We start from the raw sequence: 21,349 nt of genomic DNA, 5'->3' as shown, positions 1-21,349 counted from the left end.
CCCAACCTGGCAGCCCATGGTCACAGCCGCCCCCCTCCGGCGCGGCTGAATGCCGTCCCCTGACCAGTTCCGCCATGCGCAGGCAGCCTCCCGGCAATGCCCGCCTGCTCGTGGCTTTTTTGCCCCCGCCCCCCGCGCCGCCGCAACCCGACGCGCCCCCCGCCCCCGGCCATGAGCAGCCCGTTCATGGCCTTTTTTATTTTCCGGCGGCGCGCGCCGCCCCATTCATTATTCAGAACGGAACACCCCCATGACGCCCTACGCCCTCCTCAAAACCTACCTGCGCCCCTGGTGGCCGCGCACCCTGCTCTTGTTCCTCCTCCTCGGCGGCGGCATTGCCGCCCAACTCATCAACCCGCAAATCCTGCGCGCCTTCATTGACACGGCCACCGGCGGCGGCAGCCAGCGCGCCCTGCTCCGCGCCGCCCTCGCCTACCTGGCCCTGGCCGCCGCGCAGCAAGTGCTGCAAACGGCCGCCAGCTACGTCAGCGAAGACGTGGGCTGGCGCGCCACCAACCGGCTGCGCGCCGACCTCACTGCCCACTGCCTGCGCCTGGATATGTCCTTCCACAACGCGCACACCCCCGGCGAACTGATCGAGCGCGTCGATGGCGACGTGAGTACCCTGGCGACCTTCTTCTCCCAACTGGTGGTGCAGGTGTGGGGCAACGGCCTGCTGGCCCTGGGCATCCTCATCCTCCTCTGGCGCGAAGATTGGCGCGTGGGGCTGGTGGGCACGGCCTACGCCCTGCTGCTGGCGGGCTTCCTGCGCGGCATCCAGCGCCGTTCCGTGCGCCTGATGACGGCGGCGCGGCAGGCGCAGGCTGCCTTGATCGGCTTCCTGGAAGAAGCGTTCGTCAGCCTGGAGGACATACACGCCAACGGCGGCGACGCCTACCTGCTGCGCCGCTTCTACGAGCTGGCGCGCCAGGTGTTGTTGACAATGCGGCGGGCGAGCATGATGACGGAAACCATCTTCACCGCCACCTACCTGCTCTACACCTTCACCCTCTGCGCCGTGTTGGTCATTGGCGCGGTGCTGCTGCGCCAGGGCGTGATGACGATTGGCGGCCTCTTCCTCGTCGTCACCTACGTCACGCAACTGGAAACCCCCCTGAGTGAAATCCGCCGCCAGGTCACACGCCTGCACGAGGCGCTGGCCGGCGTGCAGCGCATCGGCGAATTCCTGCGCCTGCGCCCGGCCATCGCCAACGCGGGCGCGGCGCGGCTGCCACCGGGGCCGCTATCCGTGACCTTTGACAGCGTCACCTTTGGCTACGAAGCGCGGCCAACGGTGACGGATGTCCGTTTTCATCTGGCGGCGGGGCAAGTGTTGGGGCTGCTGGGGCGCACGGGCAGCGGCAAGACGACGTTGGGCCGCCTGCTGTTCCGCCTCTACGATGTGGACGCGGGGACGATCCGCCTGCACGGGACGGACCTGCGCCAGTTGGACCTCTCCCACTTGCGCGGGCGCGTGGGCATGGTGACGCAGGAGGTGCAGTTGTTCGCGGCCACCGTGCGGGACAATGTCACCTTCTTCGACCACGCCATCTCCGACGAGCGCATCCTGGCGGCGTTGGCGGAACTGGGGCTGGCGAATTGGCTGGCGGGGCTGCCGCACGGACTGGATACGCCCGTGGCCGCCGGGGGCAAAGGGCTGTCTGCCGGGGAGGGGCAGTTGCTGGCCTTTGCGCGCATCTTCCTCAAGGACCCGGGCCTGATCATCCTCGATGAAGCGTCGTCGCGGCTGGACCCGGCTACGGAGCGGCGGCTGGATCGGGCGATCAGCCGCCTGATCCAGGGGCGCACGGCCATCATCATCGCCCACCGCCTGGCGACGATCCAGCGCACGGATCAGGTCCTCATCCTCAGCGAGGGGCGGGTGGCGGAGTTTGGCCCCCGCGCCGCCCTGGCCGCGGATACGCAGTCCCGGTTTTACCGCCTGCTGCACGCGCAGGAATGGCGTTCCGGCGAAAATAAAGGGGCAATGTAACAACTTAGCCCGTTGCCTGAGCCTGTCGAAGGCAACATAGGTCTGACACAGGCTTCGACAAGCTCAGCCCACGAGAGAGTTAGTAGTTGCGTTGAATGGTTGAATGGTGAATGGGGAGGACGCGACGAGGAGAATGTTATGCGCGACCTGGCAATGAAAGATATGGGATTTGCGGCGTTTTTCTGGCGGCTGGCGCGGCATAGTGGGCGCGTTTATCTGGCGCATAGCGTGACGCTGGTGGCGTATTTCAGCAGCCGCCTGGTGCCGGGGCTGATTGTGCAGCAGGTGTTTGATGGCCTCACGGGGGGGGCGGCGGCCCGCTTCAGCGTGGGCACGCTGCTGGGATTGTATGTTGGGTGGGAAGTGGGGCGCATGGCGCTTAACTTCGCCGCCGAGTACTACGGACGCACCTTTTTCTATTTGCAGAAGGCGCTGCTGCAAAAGAACGTGCTGCGAGGCCTGTTACGGCGTCCGGCGGCGCTACCGCTGCCCGCGCCACCGGGCGACGCGCTCAACCGCCTGGACCACGACACGGGGGAGATTGCCGATTTCCCGCTGTGGCTGCCTTACGTGGCGGGGCACGCCCTGTTCGCCCTGATTGCCGTGGTGATTATGCTGCGCATCAATGCCGTGATCACGCTGGTGGTGGTGCTGCCACTGTTGGGCGTGATCTTGCTGACGAATGCGGTGCGGGAACGGTTGCTGCGTACCTATCAGCAAGATCGGGAGGCGAGCAGCCGCGTGACGGCGTTCCTGGGGGAGTTGTTTGGGGCGGTGCAGGCGATGAAGGTGGCGGATGCGGACGCGGGTGTGTTGGCTCATTTTCATGAGTTAAACGAGGCGCGGCGGAAGGCGGGACTGCGGGTGCGGCTGCTGCAAGATTTGCTCACCTGGGCGGCGGGCAATCTGTCTGATCTGGGCGTGGGGGTGGTTTTGTTGCTGAGTGGGGGAGCGATTCGTGCCGGCATTTTCACCATCGGCGACTTCAGCTTGTTCATTACCTATCTCTGGTTTATCATCCGCTTCCCCTCCCATACCGGCGGCATGCTGGCCGACGCCAAAACGCAATCCGTCTCCCTGGAGCGGCTGCTAACGCTACAAGACGACCCACGCGCCGCCACCTTAATAGAAGCCACCCCCGTGTACAGCGACGGCCGCTACCCCGCCATCCCCCGGCCCCCGCGCGCCCCCGCCGACCGGCTGGACGTCCTGCGCGCGCGCGGACTGACCTACCGCCATCCGGGAACAGGGCGGGGGATCGTGGACGTGGATTTGCGCCTGGAGCGGGGCACGCTGACCGTAATCACAGGCGAGATCGGCGCAGGGAAAAGCACCCTGCTGCGGGCGCTGTTGGGGCTGCTGCCACGCGACAGCGGCGAAATCTGGTGGAACGACCGGTTGGTGACGGATGCGGCAGCGTTCTTTGTGCCTCCGCGCTGCGCCTACACGCCGCAGGTCCCGCGCCTGTTCAGCCAATCGCTGCGGGACAACGTGCTGCTGGGGCTGCCGCTGGGGGCGGAGGCATTAGACGCGGCCATTTACGCCGGCGTCTTGGAAGCAGACGCGCCCCGCCTGGAACAGGGCCTGGACACGGTGGTCGGGCCGCGCGGCGTGAAATTGTCCGGGGGGCAGGTGCAGCGGACGGCAGCGGCGCGCATGTTCGTGCGCCAGCCGGAGTTGCTCGTCTTTGACGACCTCTCCAGCGCCCTGGACGTGGAGACGGAGCAGGAATTGTGGCGGCGACTGCGGACCGGCGCGCCGGAAGCGACCGTCCTGGCGGTGTCGCACCGACCGGCGGCGCTGCGGCTGGCGGACCAGGTAATAGAGATGAAAGAAGGCCGAGGGATGAAGGTAAAAGGATGAAGGATGAGGGCGGAAGGATGAAGGCGGAAGATGATGGGCGAAAGGGGGCGGGATGGCGCGTGTATGGGGCGTTGTTGGGGACGTATTTGCGGCCGCAGCGGGGGCGGGTGGCGCTGCTGGCGCTGCTGCTGGTGGGCGGCATCGGCTTGCAGTTGGCAAATCCGCAGTTGGTGCGGTATTTCATCGACGCCGCGCAGACGGGGGCGGGTTTGCGGCAACTGTTGGGCGCTGCCGGCATTTTCATGACCGTGGCCATACTACGACAAATCGTGAACATCATCGCCACCTACGTCGGGGAAAACGTGGCCTGGACGGCTACCAACGCGCTGCGGGCAGACCTGGCGCTGCACTGCCTGAAGCTGGACATGCGCTTCCACAAAGTACACAAGCCAGGAGAGCTAATCCAACGAGTGGATGGAGACGTGAACAAGCTGGCGAACTTCTTCTCGCGGCTGGTCATTCGCCTGTTGAGCAATCTGCTGCTGCTGGTAGGCGTGCTGACGCTGTTGTGGGCGCTGAATTGGGCGCTGGGGCTGGCGATCACCCTGATCAGCGGGGCGGCGGCGGTGTACCTGCGGTATCTGAACCGACGGATCGTGCCGCGCTGGGAGGGGCTGCGGCAAAGTGAAGCGGACCTGTTCGGGGCGCTGGAGGAGTGGCTCAACGGCACGGAGGATATTCGCGGCAATGGGGCGGTGGATTACGTCATGGGACAACTGCATCACCTGTCGCGCAACCGCTGGCTGCGCATGCGCCACGCCATGCGCCTGAACATATTCGTGATCACGCTGCCCATTACGGTCTTCACGATGGCCTACGTCAGCGCGCACATCGTGGGCGCGACGCTGTTTCGCAACGGGGCGCTGACAATTGGCAGCCTCTACGTCATCTTCTATTACATTGACGTGATCAAGGGGCCGTTGTGGGAGATTTTGCGGCAGGTGGAGGATTTGCAGCAGGCGGCGGCGAGTATGAATCGTATTGCCGACCTGTTGCGGCAACAACCCACCATCCGGGATGGTCCGGGCGCAGCGTTGGCCGCGGGCGCGCTGGGGGTGACGTTTGAGCGCGTCAACTTCCATTATGCGGATGATCCGGAGCAGGCGGTGCTGGCGGACGTGAGTTTCGATCTGGCTCCGGGCCAGGTGTTGGGCCTGTTGGGACGCACAGGCAGCGGCAAGTCCACGCTGACGAAACTGCTGTTTCGCTTTTATGACCCGGTGAGTGGGGCGATCCGCCTGAATGGGGTGGATGCACGGCAGGCGACGCAGGCGGAGCTGCGGGGGCGCATTGGCATGGTGACGCAGGATGTGGAGTTGTTCCACGCCAGCGTGCGCGAGAATCTGACGTTGTTTGACGAGACAATCCCGGATGCGCGGATTGCGGCGGTGGTGCGGGATGTGGGGCTGGGGGATTGGCTGGCGGAAATGCCGTCGGGTCTGGACACACAATTGGCGGGCGGCAGCAGCGTCTCGGCGGGGCAGGCGCAATTGCTGGCGTTTGCGCGCGTGTTTTTGCGCGATCCGGGGCTGGTCGTCTTAGACGAGGCATCATCACGTTTGGACCCGGCCACGGAGCAGTTGATTGAACGGGCCATTGACAACCTGCTGCGGGAGCGCACAGCCATTATTGTGGCGCACCGGTTGGGCACGGTTCAGCGGGCGGACGAGATCATGATCCTGGAAGATGGGGTGGTGGTGGAACATGGAAAGCGGGCGGCGTTGGCGGGCGATCGGGCTTCTCGTTTTTATAGGCTGCTGCAAACAGGGCTGGAAGAAGGAACAGCGGGAAGTGCGGTTGCCGGGTGAATGGGGGAACGGGTGAATGGTTAATGGATGTTGCTTATGAAACCGTATCAGTATTATTGGGAATTGATCAAGTTTCGTCCGCGGTATTATGTGGCGGATGTGGTGACGTTTACGATCCATGCGTCTACGCAGGCGGTTTTGGGGCTGCTGCTGCGGGCGTATTTCAACTATTTGACGGGGGATGCGGGGCTGGCGTTGACGGTGGGGCAGGTGGTCGCGGGGCAGGTGGGGCACGCGCTGGTGGTGGCGGGGGCGCTGGCGGCGGCGGCGCTGGCGTATATCAATTTCGAGTTTCATTGCATGGCGCTGTTGATTCGGAATATGTTCGCGCGGGTGTGGGAAATGCCGGCATCCACCCCCCTCCCACACAAACCAGACGGCAACCGCATGTCCTCCGGCGAAGTCATGAGCACCCTGCGCGACGACCCAGAACTGATGCTGCAAGCCATCGTCGTCATAGACGACGTCATCGGCTACGGCGTCTCCGCGAGCATTGCCCTGACCATTATGATGAGCATCAACCCCCTGGTCACGCTGGGGACATTCGTCCCCCTGGCCATCGTCGTAGCCGTGGCGCGGCAGCTAGGGGAACGGGCGCGCAAGTACCGCATCGCCAGCCGCGCCGCCACCACGCGCGTCACCGGCATCATCGCCGACATGTTTAATGCCACGCAAGCGATCAAAGTGGCGGACGCGGAAGAGCGCATCATCGCCCACTTCCGCGCCCTCAACGACGACCGTCGCCAGGCGATGATCAAGGACCAACTGCTGGACCGCACCGTGGAAGCGTTGAGCAACGGCACGATTGACGTGGGCATGGGGCTGATTTTGCTGCTGGCGGCGGGGGGGATGGCCGCGGGCACATTCACGATTGGGGATTTTGCCCTATTCGCGGCGTATATCTGGCCGATGACGCAGACGATGCGTATTGCCGGCAGCGTCGTCACGCGATACAAACAGGTCAGCGTCTCCACGGAGCGGTTGGACGCCATGATGCAGGGGCTGCCCTCGGGCGCGGTGGTGGCGCACCATCCCATTTATATGGATGGGCGGCTGCCGGAACCGGAGGCGCCCAGGCGCACGGCGGCGGACCGTCTGCGTACGTTGACGGCACGCGACCTGACGTACCTTTATCCCAAGTCGGAGAATGGGGTGCGCGGGGTGGACTTGACGCTGGCGCGCGGTTCGTTCACGGTGATCACGGGGCGGATTGGCAGCGGCAAGACGACGTTATTGAAGGTGCTGCTGGGTATGTTGCCGGCACAATCCGGTCACATCACTTGGAACGATACACCCATCACCGACCCCGCCAGCTTCTTTACGCCGCCCCGCTGCGCCTACACCGGGCAGGTTCCGCGCCTGTTTAGCGACAGTTTGCGGCAGAACATTCTCATGGGAATGCCGGCAGCGCAAGTCTCGTTGGACGGGGCCATTGCCCAGGCGGTGATGGAGCAAGACGTGGCGCACATGGAACACGGCCTGGACACATTGGTCGGGCCGCGTGGCGTGCGCCTTTCCGGCGGGCAAATCCAGCGCGCCGCGGCGGCGCGCATGTTCGTGCGCCAGCCGGAACTGCTCGTCTTCGACGACCTTTCCAGCGCCCTGGACATAGAAACAGAGCAAAAATTATGGGATCGGCTGCTGGCGGGGACCGCCCCCGGCGAACGCCCGACGTGCCTGGTCATCTCTCACCGCCGTCCGGCGCTGCGCCAGGCGGACCAGATCATCGTCCTCAAAGATGGTCGGGTGGAGGCCGTGGGCACGCTGGACGACCTGCTGGCGCGGTCGCCGGAGATGCAACAACTCTGGCGCGAAGGGTAATGCGGGGGCGCGAATGGCGCAAATCGTCACGAATGGGCATTTCAATATCGCCAACGGCTGCGAAATGGAGATTGTATGCGTCATGAAAACGAGTGGGAATCAACCGTCCATGGGCTATTGGCGCATACGCCATCGGCCAGCGTCTGGTTGTGGCGGACGGTGGCGGATTATGTGGGTCGTAGCCCGATTGCCCAAAGGGTGTGTTTTCAAACAGGTTGCTCAGGCTGCCCGCGCCGTAGGACAATTTGCCTAAATTGTCCCTTCACGGCGGAGGACAATTCGGCGAATTGTCCTACAACAAACAGTAGTCAACTGAAATGAAACACACCCTTTGGAAAATCGCCCTACACCTTCCCGGAAGCTGTTACCCAGGCCCATCATCCGTGACTGAGCTTCCGGGAAGATTATTTTCGAAGGAGACTTCATGCGCCGCGGCGCACCCCCATCAATGAGAACATCTTCCCGGAAGCTACTCCCGAGGGCCATCATCCGTGATGAAGCTTCCGGGAAGATTATTTACGAAGGAGCAACTGATGACTCGTTTTATACAAAAAATGACCGGCTTTTGGATGGTGGTTTGGTTGGGCTTGCTGCTGGCGGCTTGCCAACAGAGTACGCCCACACCCACGTCAATTCCGCCCACGAGTGCGCCGATGACGGAAATGCCGGCATCTTCCACCCCCACCGTCATCCCCACCGACACCCCCGCGCCCACGAACACGCCGGTTCCCACCGAAACGCCCGCGCCCACCGCGGTGACCGCGCCACAAACCGAGACAACCGCCTGCCCATTCGACCTGCCGCAGCCGCGCCAGGTCCGCTGCGGCACAATCACCGTCCCCGAAGACCGCGCCCAACCAGATGGCAACCAGATCGTCATCCAGTACGCCGTTTTCGCCAGCGACAGCCCTAATCCGGCCCCCGATCCGATTGTCTACCTGGAGGGCGGACCGGGCGGGGACGCGCTGGAGGCGCTGCCGCTGGTTTTTGAGGAACGGTTTGCGCCGTTGCTGGCAAAGCGGGATTTGGTGATGTTCGACCAGCGAGGAACGGGCTATTCGCAGCCGTCGTTGGCCTGCCCGGAATATACACAGTTGGTTTTTGACACATTGGCGGAGAATCCCACGCCGGCGGAGGAAGCGGCGCAGGTGATGGCCGCCCTGGACGAATGCCACGCGCGGTTGGTGCAGGAAGGGGCCAATCTGGCGGCATACAACAGCGCGGCCAGCGCGGCGGACCTGGACGATCTGCGCCGCGCGTTGGGGTACGAACAGTGGAACCTGCTGGGTGTTTCCTATGGCACGCGGCTGGCGTTGACGACCATGCGCGACTTCCCGGAGGGGATTCGTAGCGTTATTCTGGATTCGACGTATCCACTGCAAGTGGACCTGACGACGGAGACGGGGGAGAACTTCGCGCGGGCGCTGCGGGTGTTCCTTGCCGGCTGCACGACGAATACAGCGTGCGCGACGGCTTTCCCGGATTTGCGCGGGACGCTGTTTGATCTGGTGGCACGGCTAGACGCGCAGCCGATCTCAGTTCCGGTGACGGATATTTTTACGCAGAAGCGATACGAGGCGACGGTGAATGGACAGGATTTACTGGGCGTGATCTTTCAGTCGTTGTACCAGACGGAGGTGATTCCGCTGTTGCCGCAACTGGTGGGGGATGTAGATGCCGGCATTTACACTGACCTCAGCACCCTCCTCTCCTCCTTTCTCGCCGCCAACGAATTCTTCAGCATCGGGATGCAGTATTCCGTCCAATGCCACGAGGAAATTGCCTTCAGCCAGCCCATCACCCCCGAACCACCGCCGGATTTCCCGGAGCTGACCGCGTTTGTGCAAGAGAGCATCGGTACGGGTGAATTGGCTCAGGAGGTGTGCGCGATGTGGAATGCCGGCAATGCCGGCAGCATCGAGAACCAACCCGTCCACAGCGACATCCCCACCCTCATCCTTTCCGGCGAATACGACCCCATCACCCCGCCCGCCTGGGGGCAAATGGCGCAGCAAGACCTGAGCCACAGCTTCTTCTTCGGGTTCCCCGGCATGGGGCACGGCGTCAGCCTTTCCGGCGACTGCCCCCGCGAGATGGTCCTGGCCTTCGTGGATGATCCCGCTCAATCGCCAAACGACACCTGCATCGCCGACCTGGGCGCGCCCGCCTTCATCGTCGGCGCGGGCGGGGCGCAGGAAGCCATCACGCTCGTGCCGTTTACGGTGGACGTGTACGGCCTTGCCACCATTGAGGGCATCGTCCCGGAGGGCTGGCAGGATTTGGGCAACGGCGCGTTTGGCCGTGGGCAAAATGCCCTGGACCAAACGGCGTTGGTGCTCCAGGCCGCGCCGGGCTTAAACAGCGAGGCATTGCTGACGCTGCTGGCGGGTCAGTTAGGGCTGGAGGACGTAGCGCAGCCGCGCGACACGTATGATGATGGGGCGCGGGTGTGGTCGTTGTACGGGGGAGATGTGCAGGGGCTGCCGGTGGACATTGCCGTGACGGATGATGCCGGGTATGCGTATGTGGTGCTGTTGATCAGCACGCCGGCGGATCGTGATGGGTTGTATGAGGCGGTTTTTTTGCCGGCACTTGCCGCCCTCACCGTGCAATAAAGCAGGCAACGATTCACGACCGCCTTCCCGGAAGCTGATGACGAAGTGCGCGTCGGAATTCAATTACCCCCAAGATTGGTTCATTCTTGGAGAATGAACCAATCTGACATTGGAATTGAGGGATGCGCCCTAATCGTCTTCGCTCAACGTAATTGCGCCGCTGAAGGTGTACAGGTCAGGCATACGGTAGGCGCGGTAGAGCGGCGTGTTCACCAATATAGCGTACGTCTCCACGCCATCCGGCGTCACTTCGCTCATCACGCCCTGCGTCGGCGCCACCAGCGACAGCGTCCCGGAGGTAAAGGCGTAATTGCCATTGGTCAGCCGCTGCGCCGTACCAAACCCATTGGCATAGTAGCCCAGGTCCAGGTTGCGCACCAGCGTGGCCGTCATCGTCGCCTCGTTCAACGTGTACACCTGCCCCCGGCTGGTGCAGTCGCCGCCCACGTCGCAGCGGGTGTTGCCGTTATCGTAGACAATGTACGTGTTCGGCGCGATGAGGCTGGCATCGTGCGAGTGAGACAGCCACGGCCACGGCTCCCCGTCCGCGCCGACCAGGGCAAAATCCCCCTCGTCGCCCAAGCGCCAGACCACCGCGCCGCTGCCCGCGCCATCCTGGTAATCGAGCTTTACCACCCAATCCTGATGACGAACGGACAAAATCAGGTTGTGGTCGGCGGGGGTGTAATCAATGGAGTTGATGTGCAACCAGTCGTTTGCCACATCCGCCAGGTCAAGCGGCAGGCACCAGGGGTCAACTGCGTGGCATTTCTCGTCCAGAATCGCCTTGCGGTACACGTCCAGGTGGGCAAAGCTATCCCATACCCACACCAGTTGCATGTTTTCATCCAGCACCAGGACATAATCCCCCAGGATGTCCACCTCCCCCGGCTCTTGCACGTCCGTCATCAGCCGTTCGGTCGTCGCCAGCACCGCCGTGTAGCCGTTGGGCAGGCGGCGGGAATCGTGGTGGAAGACGCCCATGGGGGGAAAGCCGAGGTCGGCCAACTGCCTGTTCATGCTGTAGGCGCTGGTCTGGCGCACAACATTGCCGGCCAGGTCTACTTCTTGCCACACTTTGCTACGTAGCAGGCCATCCCCGATGTCCTGGAGTATCGTGCCCTCCGACGTCATGCGGAAAACGTTGGCGTAATTGGGGCTGATTTTGTCGTTGTACCAGATAATGCGCCCGGCCATGTCCGTGGCGAACGGGGCGTTCGGCCAGTTGGGGGCCATGAGGACAGGCGAGTGGAAGATCAGGTCTTCCGTGCCGCTGGTGAGTGGGTCGCTGGGGTTGGTGACCTGGCGCGTGGGCAAGTTGAGCGGGACTGTGCCGGTGGTGAAGGCGCGCAGGGGACTGCTGCCGAGGTAGCCGCCGTTGGCGTCGAAGCGTTGGTTGATGATGTAGTAGGTGGTTTGGGGTTTCATGCCGGCAATATAGAAATTCATACTGCGCCCATTGAGACAGGGACGCAGGGGAATAACCGTGGGGTAGCCACCGGCGGCATCGCGGAAAACCACGCGCATTTGTTCCCCTGGCGCGCAGGCGGGCGCGCTGTACAAGGCCAGCAGTGTGTTGCCCGTGGCCGTGACGACGGGCGACGCCACCGCGCGCGGCGAAATGTCGAAATCCGCGGTCGTTGTGGTCACTTCCCCCGTATTCAGGTTGCGCATGGTCACCTGAAACGTATACAGGCCGTCGTCAATGGGCGTCCAGGCGAAGGCGGTTTCGGGCGTGTAATCGTACATCAGGCGCGGCGACTGGTCGGGGGCCGTGATGGAAAGAGCAAAATCGACGGGGTCCACCTCATCCGTGGCGACGATCCAGGTGATGTCCGTGCCTACGTATTGGCCGGAGGGAATATCAGGGGTGAGTTGCAGAAGTGGCAGCGCGGAGGCTGTCCGCATGGTCGCCACACCCATGCAGGACAATAAGGCGACTATCAAGCCCAGAATTTTACGTCGCATAAGCAAACCCTCAATTTTCGGGATTTGAACGAACAAGTCCGTTCATAGGATTAAGGTAACGGATTGGACCAATTTTCTCCGGTGAAATTGGTCCAATCTCCAGAGCGCGTTAGTCGTTACGGATTCGGGTAGAAGGATGGCAAACGAAAGGTGCGGTAGAGCGGCGTCTGTACCCAGATGGCAAATGTCTCCTGGCCATCCACCGACCGTTCCGTAGCGACCGCATGAGCGGGATGCTGCACCAGCGTGCCCGACAAAAAAGCGTAATCACCGTTGTGCAGCCGCTGCGCGCTGCCAAACCCTTTGGCATACTCCCCCAGATCAACATTCACGAACAACGTAGCCGTGAGGTTCGCCTCGTCTAGTTGATAGGCCTGACCGCGACTGTAGCAAAGGCCATCCAGCTCACAGCGCGTATTGCCATTGTCATAAAGGAGCATGACGCCATCCGGCAGCAAGACTGTGTCATGCGCGTGGCTGAACCAGGGCCAGGGATCGTCACCTCCGCCCAGAAGCGTAAAATCACCTTCGTTGCCCAGCCGCCAGATCACGTCTCCGCTTCCCAGACCGTCCTGATAGTCAATTTTCACCACCCAATCCTGATTGCGAAGCGACAGGATCAGGTTGTGGTCCGCGGGAGAATAGGCAACGGTGTTGGTGTGCAGCCAGTCATTGGCCTCGTCCGCCAGGTAAAGGGGCACGCACCAATCATCCGTCTGCAGGCATTTTTCGTCTAGCACGGCCCGGCGCTCGACATCCAGGTGGTCAAACGAATCCCAAACCCAAACCAGGTTCATTTGCTCATCTAAAACGAGTACATAGTCCCCCAGTATATCCACCCATCCGGTCCCTTGCACATCGTACAACAGTCGTTCACTGATGCCCAGAATCGCGGTGTAGCCGTTGGGCAGGCGGCGCGAATCATGGTGGAAACCACTCATGGGCGGATAGCCCAGCGCGGCCAGTTTCATGTTGAGGCTGTGGACGTTGGTTTCGCGCACGATGTTGCCGGCCACGTCTATTTCCATCCAGTAGATGGCGCGCGCGTTGTCGTTGCCGCCACGAGAGGCAAAGAGGGTGACTTCGGGCGTGATCTGAAACAAGGTCATGGAAAAGGGGGCCGGTTTTTCGTAGTACCAAATGGGGCGACCGTAGAGGTCCGTGGCAAAGGGAACAATGCCGGGGAATTCGGGCACAGACGCGGCGGGGGAGTGGAGCAGGATGTCTTCGGCCAGGCTGGTCGCGGCGTCTGGGGGGTGGAGGACAACGCTATCGGGAAGGGGCAGGGAGACTGCGCCGCTGGTGAAGTAGCGCGGAGGGCCGCTGCTCAGGTAGTTGCCATTGGCGTCGAGAATCTGGTGTACAACGATATAGGGAGTTTGGGGAAGAATGCCGGCAACATAAAAATTCATGCTCTGGTCCAGGGCACACGCACGCGGGGGGATGATCGTTTCCGCGCCGCCGGCCACCGGACGAAAGAGCAGGCGCATCTGCTTCCCTATCGCGCAGGAAGGGGCGCTGTAGAGGGCAATCAAAGCATTATCCGTGGGCGTGACCACGGGCGCCGCCACCGCCCTCGGCATGATCTCATAATCAACGGAGGCCGAGGTCAGTTCGCCTGTCCGCAAATTACGCATCATCACGCGCACATGCCACAAGCCATCCGCCAGGGCCGTCCAGCCAAACGTGCGCCGCGTGGTGAAGTCATAAACGATCCGCGGCGGCGCGCCGGGCGGCGTGACGATGAGGGCAAAATCAACCGGGTCCGTCTCGTCCGTCGCCACGCTCCAGGTCACGGGCGTCCCCACATACTGCCCGGAGGGAAGGTCCGGGGTGAGTTGGAGTTGGGGGGCGGCGGATGCCGGCATAAATGACCGCGTCAGGCAAAAGGAAAACAGAATGAGTACAATCAGACCATAAAGCGTGCGTCGCATAAGCAAAATCCTCCATCCACGGCACGCCTTATCCATCTCCCAAATACACCTTCGCCCCCTCATACTCGTTGATGGCTCCCAAAAACATGCCAAAAGGCGTGGGCGTCAGCGTGCGCGCGTTATAGTTGCACGAATCGCCCAATCCGTCAACCGTAACCGGTAGGAAATGGACGCCATCTTGCGTGGCATAAAGGCCAAAACCCGCGCGCTCGTCAAAGAAGCGGCCCAACCGCGACAGACGGCGGAACTTGGTGGAGAAGTTGACGGCGGCCAGGTATAACCAGCCATTGTGGACCTGCATCCGTTGAAAGACGCGGTTCAGGGGATACCCCAGGCCATCTCCCAGGCCGCTGATGGGCGCTTTGCGACCCCGTGGCGTGCCGCGAGCGCGTCCGCAGATCAGCTCCCACTCGTCGTCGGGAAAGATACGGAGCAATTCGGCGGGGGCGTCCGTGCCCACGTAGAGGGCATCGCGGAAAACGGCCATGCACACCACGCTGCCGCTGCGCGTGATATGGCGGAAACAGCCCGGCGGAATGACGGTCTCGAACCGATACGGCGGCGCCCCTTCCGCCTTTGTCTTCACGACGGAGTAGCCATGCAGGGGGTCGCGCAATCCCAGGTAAAGCCAGCCATTGAAGGGAACCATCTCGAAAATTCGCATACCGGGCGGCGACACCTGGCGAAAGGCGTTGTTGCCCAGGGCGGGATGGTCGGCTTCCAGGAGGACGCCGTCACCATACAGGACGCCGGCAATGACGTAGAAGCGATCCTTGTAGCGCGTCATGGTGCGGTAGGAGACGCCGCTTATGTCTCCGAGGACGGTGCCCGGCCGGCATGGGACTTCCGTGAATTGCCGGCCATCGGTCGAACGCAGCAGGCGGGGCGGCGGCAGCAGGGCGTCCACGGCGCGCGTACTCACGCCGGCCACGTAGAGGGCTTCCGTGCCGTCCGGTTCGGTGTACAGAAGCATGTTGCGAAAGCCGAGGTCGCGGGCAATGGTTTTGCCGGGCAGGTGAGGAAGGGGGACGCTGCGCGGTGACTGGAAGATGCGCTGCCATTGGTGAGCTGCGGGAGCGTAGCACCAGATTTCGGCTTGCAGGGGGAGATCGTAGGGGGAGGGGGTACAGTCGCCGACGGCAAGGTCGGGATCGAGGCGAGGGGGATACCGCTGGAAGCGGGGCACGACGGTGTGCACGTTGAAGTATTCGACGCAGGGGTAGGCACGGTTTGTGCCGGCATATAACCGCCCCTTCCACCAGACCATAGACCACAACCACGTATTCCAGCGTTCGCCAAAACCCGCCTCGTTTACCTGGCGAAAATCCTCCGCTCGCAGCGGCGGCATAATTTCTGGCGACGCTCCCGGCCCTGACTCGCCCAGGGCCTCCCCCGGACGGGACGGCTCCCCCCGCCGCGCCCGCCACAACAGGCGCGCCAAATCCGCGAACACCTTGCACGAATACTGTGTCACGAACAGATACCCGCGATACCGTTGATAGTGCGTCAATTCCTGGTTATTCATGGGTTCCCGTTGGTTATCAACCGCTTCTCAAACCTGCCACAGCCCTTCGTTGTACATGCGCAGGCCAAACGTCGCTTCTTGAATCTTGTCGCCGCGGAACGCGAACGTCACCGTCCCGGCCAGGCGGTCCATGCGCCAGACACGCAGCGCCTCCGACGCAACCACCACGTCCACCACCACCCGGTCCGTCTCTTCCCGGCGCATCTCCTCAATTTCCAACAGGCGCAGGTCGGCCAGGAAGCGATCTTCGTGCCATTCGCGCACGCCCTCCTGCCCCACAAAGCGCCCTTCCTGAAAATCAATTTCCGCGTCGTCGGTGAAGAATGCCAGGCACGCTTCCATATCCCGATTTTCCATGGCCGCCAGATAGTCGCGCACGACGGCCATCAGGTCTGTTTCGCTCATCAAAGTCACCTCCACGTCCGGTCTGGCGCGCGGTGCGGTCAGCCGCGCCGACCCAGGGTAATCCCTTGTGCGGCAACCGGGTCTCCGGGCAGCCCGGCAGCCGCCGCGCCTGCCGCGATCCACGCTTCCAACTGGGCTGTCATGTCGTCGGCAAGGTGGGTTTCCGTCTGCGCCAGGTCGTGTGTTTCCAGGGGGTCTTTTTGCAGGTTGTAGAGTTCGCGGGAGGGCCAGAAATGCCGGCATGGATCCAACTCCCGATTCAGAATCAACTTATGCTCCCGCGTGCGCAAACTCCAACTCGCCTGCCAGCTACATTCCAGGCTGATCACCCAATCATGGCCGCCCTCGTCACTCTCTCCGGTCAGCAGCGGCCAGAAACTCGTTCCCTCCATCCCTCTCGCTGCCGGCAATCCCACCGCTTCCAACAACGTCGGGGCTACGTCATTGGCGCGCAGCAGATGTGGCAGCCGCCGACCGGCGGGCAAATGCCCCGGCCAGCGCACAATCAAAGGCACATGCGTCGTGGCATCATAAAGGCCATAATGCTCAAAGAAGATGTCATGCTCCGTCATGCTGGCCCCGTGGTCCGCCATAATCAGCACCAGCGTGCGCTGCGACAGCCCCATCTCCTCCAGAGCCTGCATCAAGCTGCTCACCCCATCATCTACATAACGAATCTCCTGATCATAGAGGGCGCGCACGTAGTCGGCATCCGTGATGCGCCCGGCGGGGGTCCGCAGCCACGTATTCCGCGCCAGCAGACCCACCGGATGCTGCCACCACCTGTCCAGCGAGTGATTGCCGCGATCCGTGGGATTCCGCCCATCATAAAACCGCCCGCGATATTGCGGCGGCGGCAACAACGGATAATGGGGATCCCAGTAATGGATCAGCATGAAGAACGGGTCCGCGCCAAAAACGCGCAGCCACTTGATGATGCTGTCGTTCATCTCTTCGCAGGTGACGGCCACCGGGAGCGTATGCTTCAGGCTGGGGTCCAGGTAATCCACAAACCCGCGCCCAAACCAGGGACGCGCCCGCCAAAGATTATCCACGGCGCAGGTGTGGTAGCCTCCGTGCAAAAAATGCTCCGCCAGACTGGGCGCGGTTGGCGCAAGCATCGCCTCGCCCCCATGCGCGATAACGCCGTGGGTGAGCGGATGCTGTCCCGTGTAGAGAGTGGTGAAGGAGGGCTGCGTGGGAATAGCGGGCGCAAACAGATTCTCCCCCAAGACGCCATCCGCCGCCAGTGCGTCCAGCGTCGGGCTGGTAGCGTGGGAATAGCCATAGCAGCCCAGATGATCGGCGCGTAGGGCGTCAATGACAATCAGCATCACGTTGAATTTCTCGCTCATGTGCCTTTCCTGATAGTGAAATGGGGCCAATCTGGCCCGGTAGTTACGCAGATTGGTCCATTCTTGCAGAATGAACCAATCCTGGGGTCTGAACGCTTACCCCTGATCATTTGTGAGGCGCGTCACACTGTCTGGCGGTCGGCCAGCACGCCTTCGATTAAGTCCGCCGCCCGCGCCGCACCGCCGCGCCGGCTGAGATAGGATGACATGCGGCGGGCGTTTTCGCGGTAGGACGGGTCATCAAGTATGCGCTGCACCGCCTGGCGAACGTCCGCGGGCGTGAACCGGGCCGAATCCAGGCGGATGCCCGCGCCCACCTGCACCAGGCGCTGCGCGTTGTCTCCATGATCCCAGGTGGGGATGGCGATCACCGGCACGCCCTGTTGCAAAGAAGCCAGGATGGTGCCAGAGCCACCGGTACACACCACCATGTCCACCAGCGGCAGCAGGTCACTGTAGTTGATCCAGTCCGCGCCGACGACGTTGGGAGGCAGCGGGCCGAGATCCATTTCCGTCGGTTGGCGTGTGCCCACCGTCGTGAAGATGACCTGAACGGGCAGGTCGGCCAGGGCGGTGATGACGGCGCGGATAACCACGGGGTCTTGCCCGGCTTCGGATGCTTCCGTGACGTGTATCCAGGGGCGGTCGCGGGGGAGTCGCGCCAGCCACGCGGGGGGAGCCACGGGCGGAAACCAGCTCAAGGGGCCGACATAGTGGACGCTGGCGGGCAAGTCGCCGCGGTTGTAGTCAAATTCGGGGCAACTGGGGATGATGAAAAGGGGCAGGTCGTGCGCCAGTTGGATGACGGGGCCGTGGAAGGGAGGTAATCCATACTGCTGGCGCATTTTGCCGGCAGCGCGGCGCACGTCGGACATGTACCAGTTGAGGACGACCGTGCCGGCCCAGGCGGCGAGACGACTGCGCCAATTTTGCGGCGGAGCCATGCCTAATCCCAGAGGGGGCGCATCGGGTCCGGGAACGGTGCTGCCGGCAATGTACGACAACAAAATCATGGGTAGGTCGGGGCGTTTCTCCGCCAGGATCAGGAATGATCCCCAAATGCCGGGATCGCAGGAAACCAGATCGGCAGGCCAATCGCGCAGGACCGCCTCCAGGCCCGCTACCTGCCGCGGGATGGGGTCCACAAATGCGCGGCGCATGTATTGGCGGAAGCGGAGCATACGTCCTATCGTGCCGCCCATGACGTCGTCTGACACCACCATGTGGTCGAAGCCGGCTTGCAGCGCCGGGTCAAAGCTGAAACAAGTGAAGCCGGACGCCTCCACGCGCGCGCGGCCCGGCTCATTGGTGTAAAAGGCGATCTCGTGCCCGCGTCTGGACATGGCATGAGCCACGGCCATGTTCACATGCAGGCAGCCGGGGTAGGACAGGGTGATAAAGAGGATTTTCGCCACTGGGTTGCTCCTGGTCTCGCGCTACAAAATGCCTTCGATGAGGTCCGCGGCACGTTCCGCGCCGCCCAGTTCACGCAGGCCGGCGCCGACGCGGGCGGCGTTTTCGCGGTAGGCGGATGTTTGCAATACGCGGAATATCTCCTGGCGCAGCCGTTCCGGGTGGCACTGCTTGCGCGGCAGCAGAATGCCCGCGCCAGTATAGGCAAGGCGCTGCGCGTTGTCCACGTGGTCCCACTCCGTGGGTACGGCAATGATGGGCACGCCTTCATACAGGGCCGCCAGCATGACGCCGGAGCCGGCGGTGCAAACGAGCAAGTCAATGCGCGGCAGTAGTTCGCTGTGGTTGATCCAGCGGGCTACTTTCACGTTGTCCGCCAATCCAACCAGGCCGGCCTCGTCCGGCTCCCGATTGCCGCCCGTGGTGATGATAGCGGTGGCGGGCTGATTGGCCAGGGCGGCGGCGGTGGTTTTGAGGACGACGGGGTCGTGGAAGTGGATGGTGCCTTCGGTGGCATGGACCCAGGGGTGGTCGTGTGGGAGGTCGTCGAGCCAGGGTGTCGGGGGGCGCGGTGGATACCAGGTGAGCGGTCCGACGTAGTGGGCGTTGCCGGGGCGGTCTTGCCGGCAAAAATCCAGTTCGGAAGATGCCGGCACAATAAACAACGGCAACTTCTCACCCAACTGAATCACCGGCCCGCGCACGGAAGGCAGGCCAAAACCCCGCCGAAACGCATTCGCCGGACGCCGCACTTCGCCCATGTACCACGCCATCACTTGCGCCGCCGCGCGATTGTACAGTTGCTCCAGGAAATGGCGCGGGGGGCGCAAACCCATCCCCATGGGCGGAATCCCCGGCCCGGCCAGGTTGTTGCCCAACACATAGGAGACAATGACCACGGGTATCCGGTGCGTCTCCGCCAGGATCATGTAAGGCGTCCAGATGGCCGGATCACTAACGATCAGGTCCGCCGGCCAGTTGGCCAGCGTCTCCACCAGCCCATCATACTGCATGGGCATCGCATCCGCGAAGAAGGCGCGCAGGCGTCCCCGCAGCCAGCCCCGCCGTGACCAGTTGGCCCCAATGCTCTCCGTGGGTGACGTGATCAGGCCGGCATAATGGGCATCCAACGGCGCGGGAAAGGGAAAAAACGCCAGTCCGGCTTCCTCCACAACGCGATGGCGCATGGCCGCGCCGGTGAAGAAGGCAACTTCGTGTCCGCGCCGCGCCAGGGCAACGGCCACCGCCAAATGAGGATGAAGACAACCCGGGTAGGGGAGTGTCACGAAGAGAATCTTCGCCATCTTTGCGCCTCCTTTGAGAATACCTTGTGGGGCGAGTTTTCAAAAAGAAGCTGGAGTCTGGCGAAATCCACATATGGTGGCCGGAGTCGCGGCTTTAGCCGGGTCAAACCGCCATATGTCGATCGGCTGAACTCCCCACTCCAAAAACGCCAGTGTCCAAAAGAAGTTGACGGTTGATAGTTGGCCGTTGGCAGTGCGGCTGCGGTTTGGCGGTTGGTTGCCGTCGGGTGATTGTTACCCGTTGATAAAGCCATTTTGGCGGAGCCACGTTTCGCTGTGGCCCAGGCCCGCGGCCAGGTCTACGCGCGGCGTCCAGCCGAAGTCACGCTGAAAGCGATCCGCGCTGGGAAAGCCACGCCGCCCGCCGCCAAAGACGGCGCGAACGCGGCGACGGGAGAGGACGGTCCATTTGCCCGCCAGGCGACTGAAAAACTCCACACCTGAGGCAACGGCATAAAGCAGCCAGTAGGGAATCGGGCGGGTCGGTCGCCCGGCAAGTTGCGCGAAAAACCGCCAGTAGTCGGCGTAAGTGGTGCGCCCATCGAGGACGTTGTAGATGCCGTGGGCGTGCGGCGCGGCGGCCACGGCGACCACGGCATCGGCCAGATTGGTGATGTAGAGATAGGGGAAGGGGGCGCGACCGCCGGCGGGAAGGAAAAGCCGATTGGCCTGGGCGTCGCGCAACAGGTTGACGGTCCATTCCCGCGAACCGGGACCGTATACGGGCGGCAGGCGCAGGATAACGACTTCTGGGGGCGGGGCCTGGGAGAGGAGGAATGCTTCCGCCGCTATCTTGCCGTCGGCGTAAACGTCGCCAAAAGGATGGAGTGGGGTGTCTTCATCTTCGTAGACGTCCAGACCGAGGTAAACGTCAAAGGTGCTGGTAAAGATGAAACGGCGAACATGAGCCTGTTTCGCCGCCTGATAGGCAAACTTCGTCCCTTCTACGTTGGTGCGCCAGGCCTGTTCCTGGTCTTGCAGATAGGTATCCGCCGCCGCGTGGAAAACCACGCCGATGCCCGCGCAGGCGGTTTCCAGGGTGGCGGGTAGGCAAATATCGCCAGGAATGCGCTGCAAATTGGGGTGCGGCCAGGGAACAACGGAAGGGCCGTGCGTGTCCCGCACCAGGGCGCTTACTTGCCAGCCATCTTCAGCGAGATGTCGTGCTACATGCCCGCCGATGAAGCCGGCAGCCCCTGTGACCAGTATCGTTCGCGGTTGATCTTTCATGTCTCCCACCGTGCGCGTAGGAATGGATGCTTTCAAGCGTAAATGGATAGTGTGCGCTGCCTTATCGCTTGATTGTCCCTGAACAAATCATAGGTGCAACGCCGGGCGATTTTGT

Annotated in this window: 14 protein-coding genes; 6 read left to right on the top strand and 8 right to left on the bottom strand. The window is 62.7% G+C overall.

The window, feature by feature from the left end; all coding sequences use genetic code 11:
* Positions 1–74: 74 nt before the first annotated feature.
* From H6650_05910 to H6650_05885, 6 genes are all read left to right on the top strand, one after another.
* The gene (locus H6650_05910) at positions 75–254 is read left to right on the top strand and encodes a hypothetical protein (GenBank protein ID MCB8951532.1); all 180 of its coding nucleotides are present in this window, start codon (positions 75–77) and stop codon (positions 252–254) included.
* Positions 251–1,993 (top strand): ABC transporter ATP-binding protein, encoded by a 1,743-nt coding sequence (locus tag H6650_05905; protein MCB8951531.1) that lies wholly within the window; start codon positions 251–253, stop codon positions 1,991–1,993. Before H6650_05910 ends, H6650_05905 begins: the two co-directional genes overlap by 4 nt.
* A 138-nt stretch (positions 1,994–2,131) precedes the next feature.
* Positions 2,132–3,856, top strand: a complete 1,725-nt coding sequence (locus H6650_05900; protein ID MCB8951530.1) for an ABC transporter ATP-binding protein — start codon at positions 2,132–2,134, stop codon at positions 3,854–3,856.
* 17 nt (positions 3,857–3,873) lie between these two features.
* Complete coding sequence (locus tag H6650_05895) at positions 3,874–5,664, top strand: ABC transporter ATP-binding protein (protein MCB8951529.1); 1,791 nt, start codon at positions 3,874–3,876, stop codon at positions 5,662–5,664.
* 36 nt (positions 5,665–5,700) lie between these two features.
* A complete protein-coding gene (locus H6650_05890) occupies positions 5,701–7,485 on the top strand; it encodes an ABC transporter ATP-binding protein (protein MCB8951528.1) in 1,785 nt (594 codons plus the stop codon).
* A gap of 533 nt (positions 7,486–8,018) precedes the next feature.
* Positions 8,019–10,100 carry an alpha/beta fold hydrolase gene (locus tag H6650_05885; protein ID MCB8951527.1) on the top strand — a complete coding sequence of 694 codons (2,082 nt, stop codon included), beginning with the start codon at positions 8,019–8,021 and terminating at the stop codon, positions 10,098–10,100.
* Between the two features lie 129 nt (positions 10,101–10,229).
* On the opposite strand, the gene H6650_05880 is transcribed toward H6650_05885, so the two are convergent.
* The 8 genes from H6650_05880 to H6650_05845 form a co-directional block, all read right to left on the bottom strand.
* Complete coding sequence (locus H6650_05880; protein MCB8951526.1) at positions 10,230–12,068, bottom strand: aryl-sulfate sulfotransferase; 1,839 nt, start codon at positions 12,066–12,068, stop codon at positions 10,230–10,232.
* Between the two features lie 116 nt (positions 12,069–12,184).
* Entirely contained in the window at positions 12,185–14,002 is a 1,818-nt protein-coding gene (locus H6650_05875; protein ID MCB8951525.1) for an aryl-sulfate sulfotransferase, read from the bottom strand.
* A 28-nt stretch (positions 14,003–14,030) separates the two neighbouring features.
* Entirely contained in the window at positions 14,031–15,527 is a 1,497-nt protein-coding gene (locus H6650_05870; GenBank protein ID MCB8951524.1) for a hypothetical protein, read from the bottom strand.
* A 27-nt stretch (positions 15,528–15,554) separates the two neighbouring features.
* On the bottom strand, positions 15,555–15,932 hold the full coding sequence (locus H6650_05865) for a nuclear transport factor 2 family protein (GenBank protein MCB8951523.1): 378 nt from the start codon (positions 15,930–15,932) through the stop codon (positions 15,555–15,557).
* 38 nt (positions 15,933–15,970) lie between these two features.
* Positions 15,971–17,287 (bottom strand): sulfatase, encoded by a 1,317-nt coding sequence (locus H6650_05860; protein MCB8951522.1) that lies wholly within the window; start codon positions 17,285–17,287, stop codon positions 15,971–15,973.
* Positions 17,288–17,409: 122 nt separating this feature from the next.
* Positions 17,410–18,702 carry a hypothetical protein gene (locus H6650_05855; GenBank protein MCB8951521.1) on the bottom strand — a complete coding sequence of 431 codons (1,293 nt, stop codon included), beginning with the start codon at positions 18,700–18,702 and terminating at the stop codon, positions 17,410–17,412.
* A gap of 21 nt (positions 18,703–18,723) precedes the next feature.
* The gene (locus tag H6650_05850; GenBank protein MCB8951520.1) at positions 18,724–20,004 is read right to left on the bottom strand and encodes a hypothetical protein; all 1,281 of its coding nucleotides are present in this window, start codon (positions 20,002–20,004) and stop codon (positions 18,724–18,726) included.
* Positions 20,005–20,238: 234 nt separating this feature from the next.
* On the bottom strand, positions 20,239–21,234 hold the full coding sequence (locus H6650_05845; protein MCB8951519.1) for an NAD-dependent epimerase/dehydratase family protein: 996 nt from the start codon (positions 21,232–21,234) through the stop codon (positions 20,239–20,241).
* Positions 21,235–21,349 lie beyond the last annotated feature (115 nt).

The sequence above is a fragment of the Ardenticatenales bacterium genome, from assembly GCA_020634515.1.
Classification (GTDB): domain Bacteria; phylum Chloroflexota; class Anaerolineae; order Promineifilales; family Promineifilaceae; genus JAGVTM01.
The sequence above is the reverse complement of the archived record's forward strand: the minus strand, read 5'-3'. Positions and strand labels throughout refer to the sequence as shown.

Excerpts from the sequence above, each read along its gene's own strand:
- H6650_05850 (MCB8951520.1), bottom strand. The coding sequence starts at position 20,004 with ATGGCGAAGATTCTCTTCGTGACACTCCCCTACCCGGGTTGTCTTCAT.
- H6650_05880 (MCB8951526.1), bottom strand. The coding sequence starts at position 12,068 with ATGCGACGTAAAATTCTGGGCTTGATAGTCGCCTTATTGTCCTGCATG.
- H6650_05860 (MCB8951522.1), bottom strand. The coding sequence starts at position 17,287 with ATGAGCGAGAAATTCAACGTGATGCTGATTGTCATTGACGCCCTACGC.
- H6650_05890 (MCB8951528.1), top strand. The coding sequence starts at position 5,701 with ATGAAACCGTATCAGTATTATTGGGAATTGATCAAGTTTCGTCCGCGG.
- H6650_05900 (MCB8951530.1), top strand. The coding sequence starts at position 2,132 with ATGCGCGACCTGGCAATGAAAGATATGGGATTTGCGGCGTTTTTCTGG.
- H6650_05905 (MCB8951531.1), top strand. The coding sequence starts at position 251 with ATGACGCCCTACGCCCTCCTCAAAACCTACCTGCGCCCCTGGTGGCCG.
- H6650_05865 (MCB8951523.1), bottom strand. The coding sequence starts at position 15,932 with ATGAGCGAAACAGACCTGATGGCCGTCGTGCGCGACTATCTGGCGGCC.
- H6650_05870 (MCB8951524.1), bottom strand. The coding sequence starts at position 15,527 with ATGAATAACCAGGAATTGACGCACTATCAACGGTATCGCGGGTATCTG.
- H6650_05885 (MCB8951527.1), top strand. The coding sequence starts at position 8,019 with ATGACTCGTTTTATACAAAAAATGACCGGCTTTTGGATGGTGGTTTGG.
- H6650_05845 (MCB8951519.1), bottom strand. The coding sequence starts at position 21,234 with ATGAAAGATCAACCGCGAACGATACTGGTCACAGGGGCTGCCGGCTTC.
- H6650_05895 (MCB8951529.1), top strand. The coding sequence starts at position 3,874 with ATGAAGGCGGAAGATGATGGGCGAAAGGGGGCGGGATGGCGCGTGTAT.
- H6650_05875 (MCB8951525.1), bottom strand. The coding sequence starts at position 14,002 with ATGCGACGCACGCTTTATGGTCTGATTGTACTCATTCTGTTTTCCTTT.
- H6650_05910 (MCB8951532.1), top strand. The coding sequence starts at position 75 with ATGCGCAGGCAGCCTCCCGGCAATGCCCGCCTGCTCGTGGCTTTTTTG.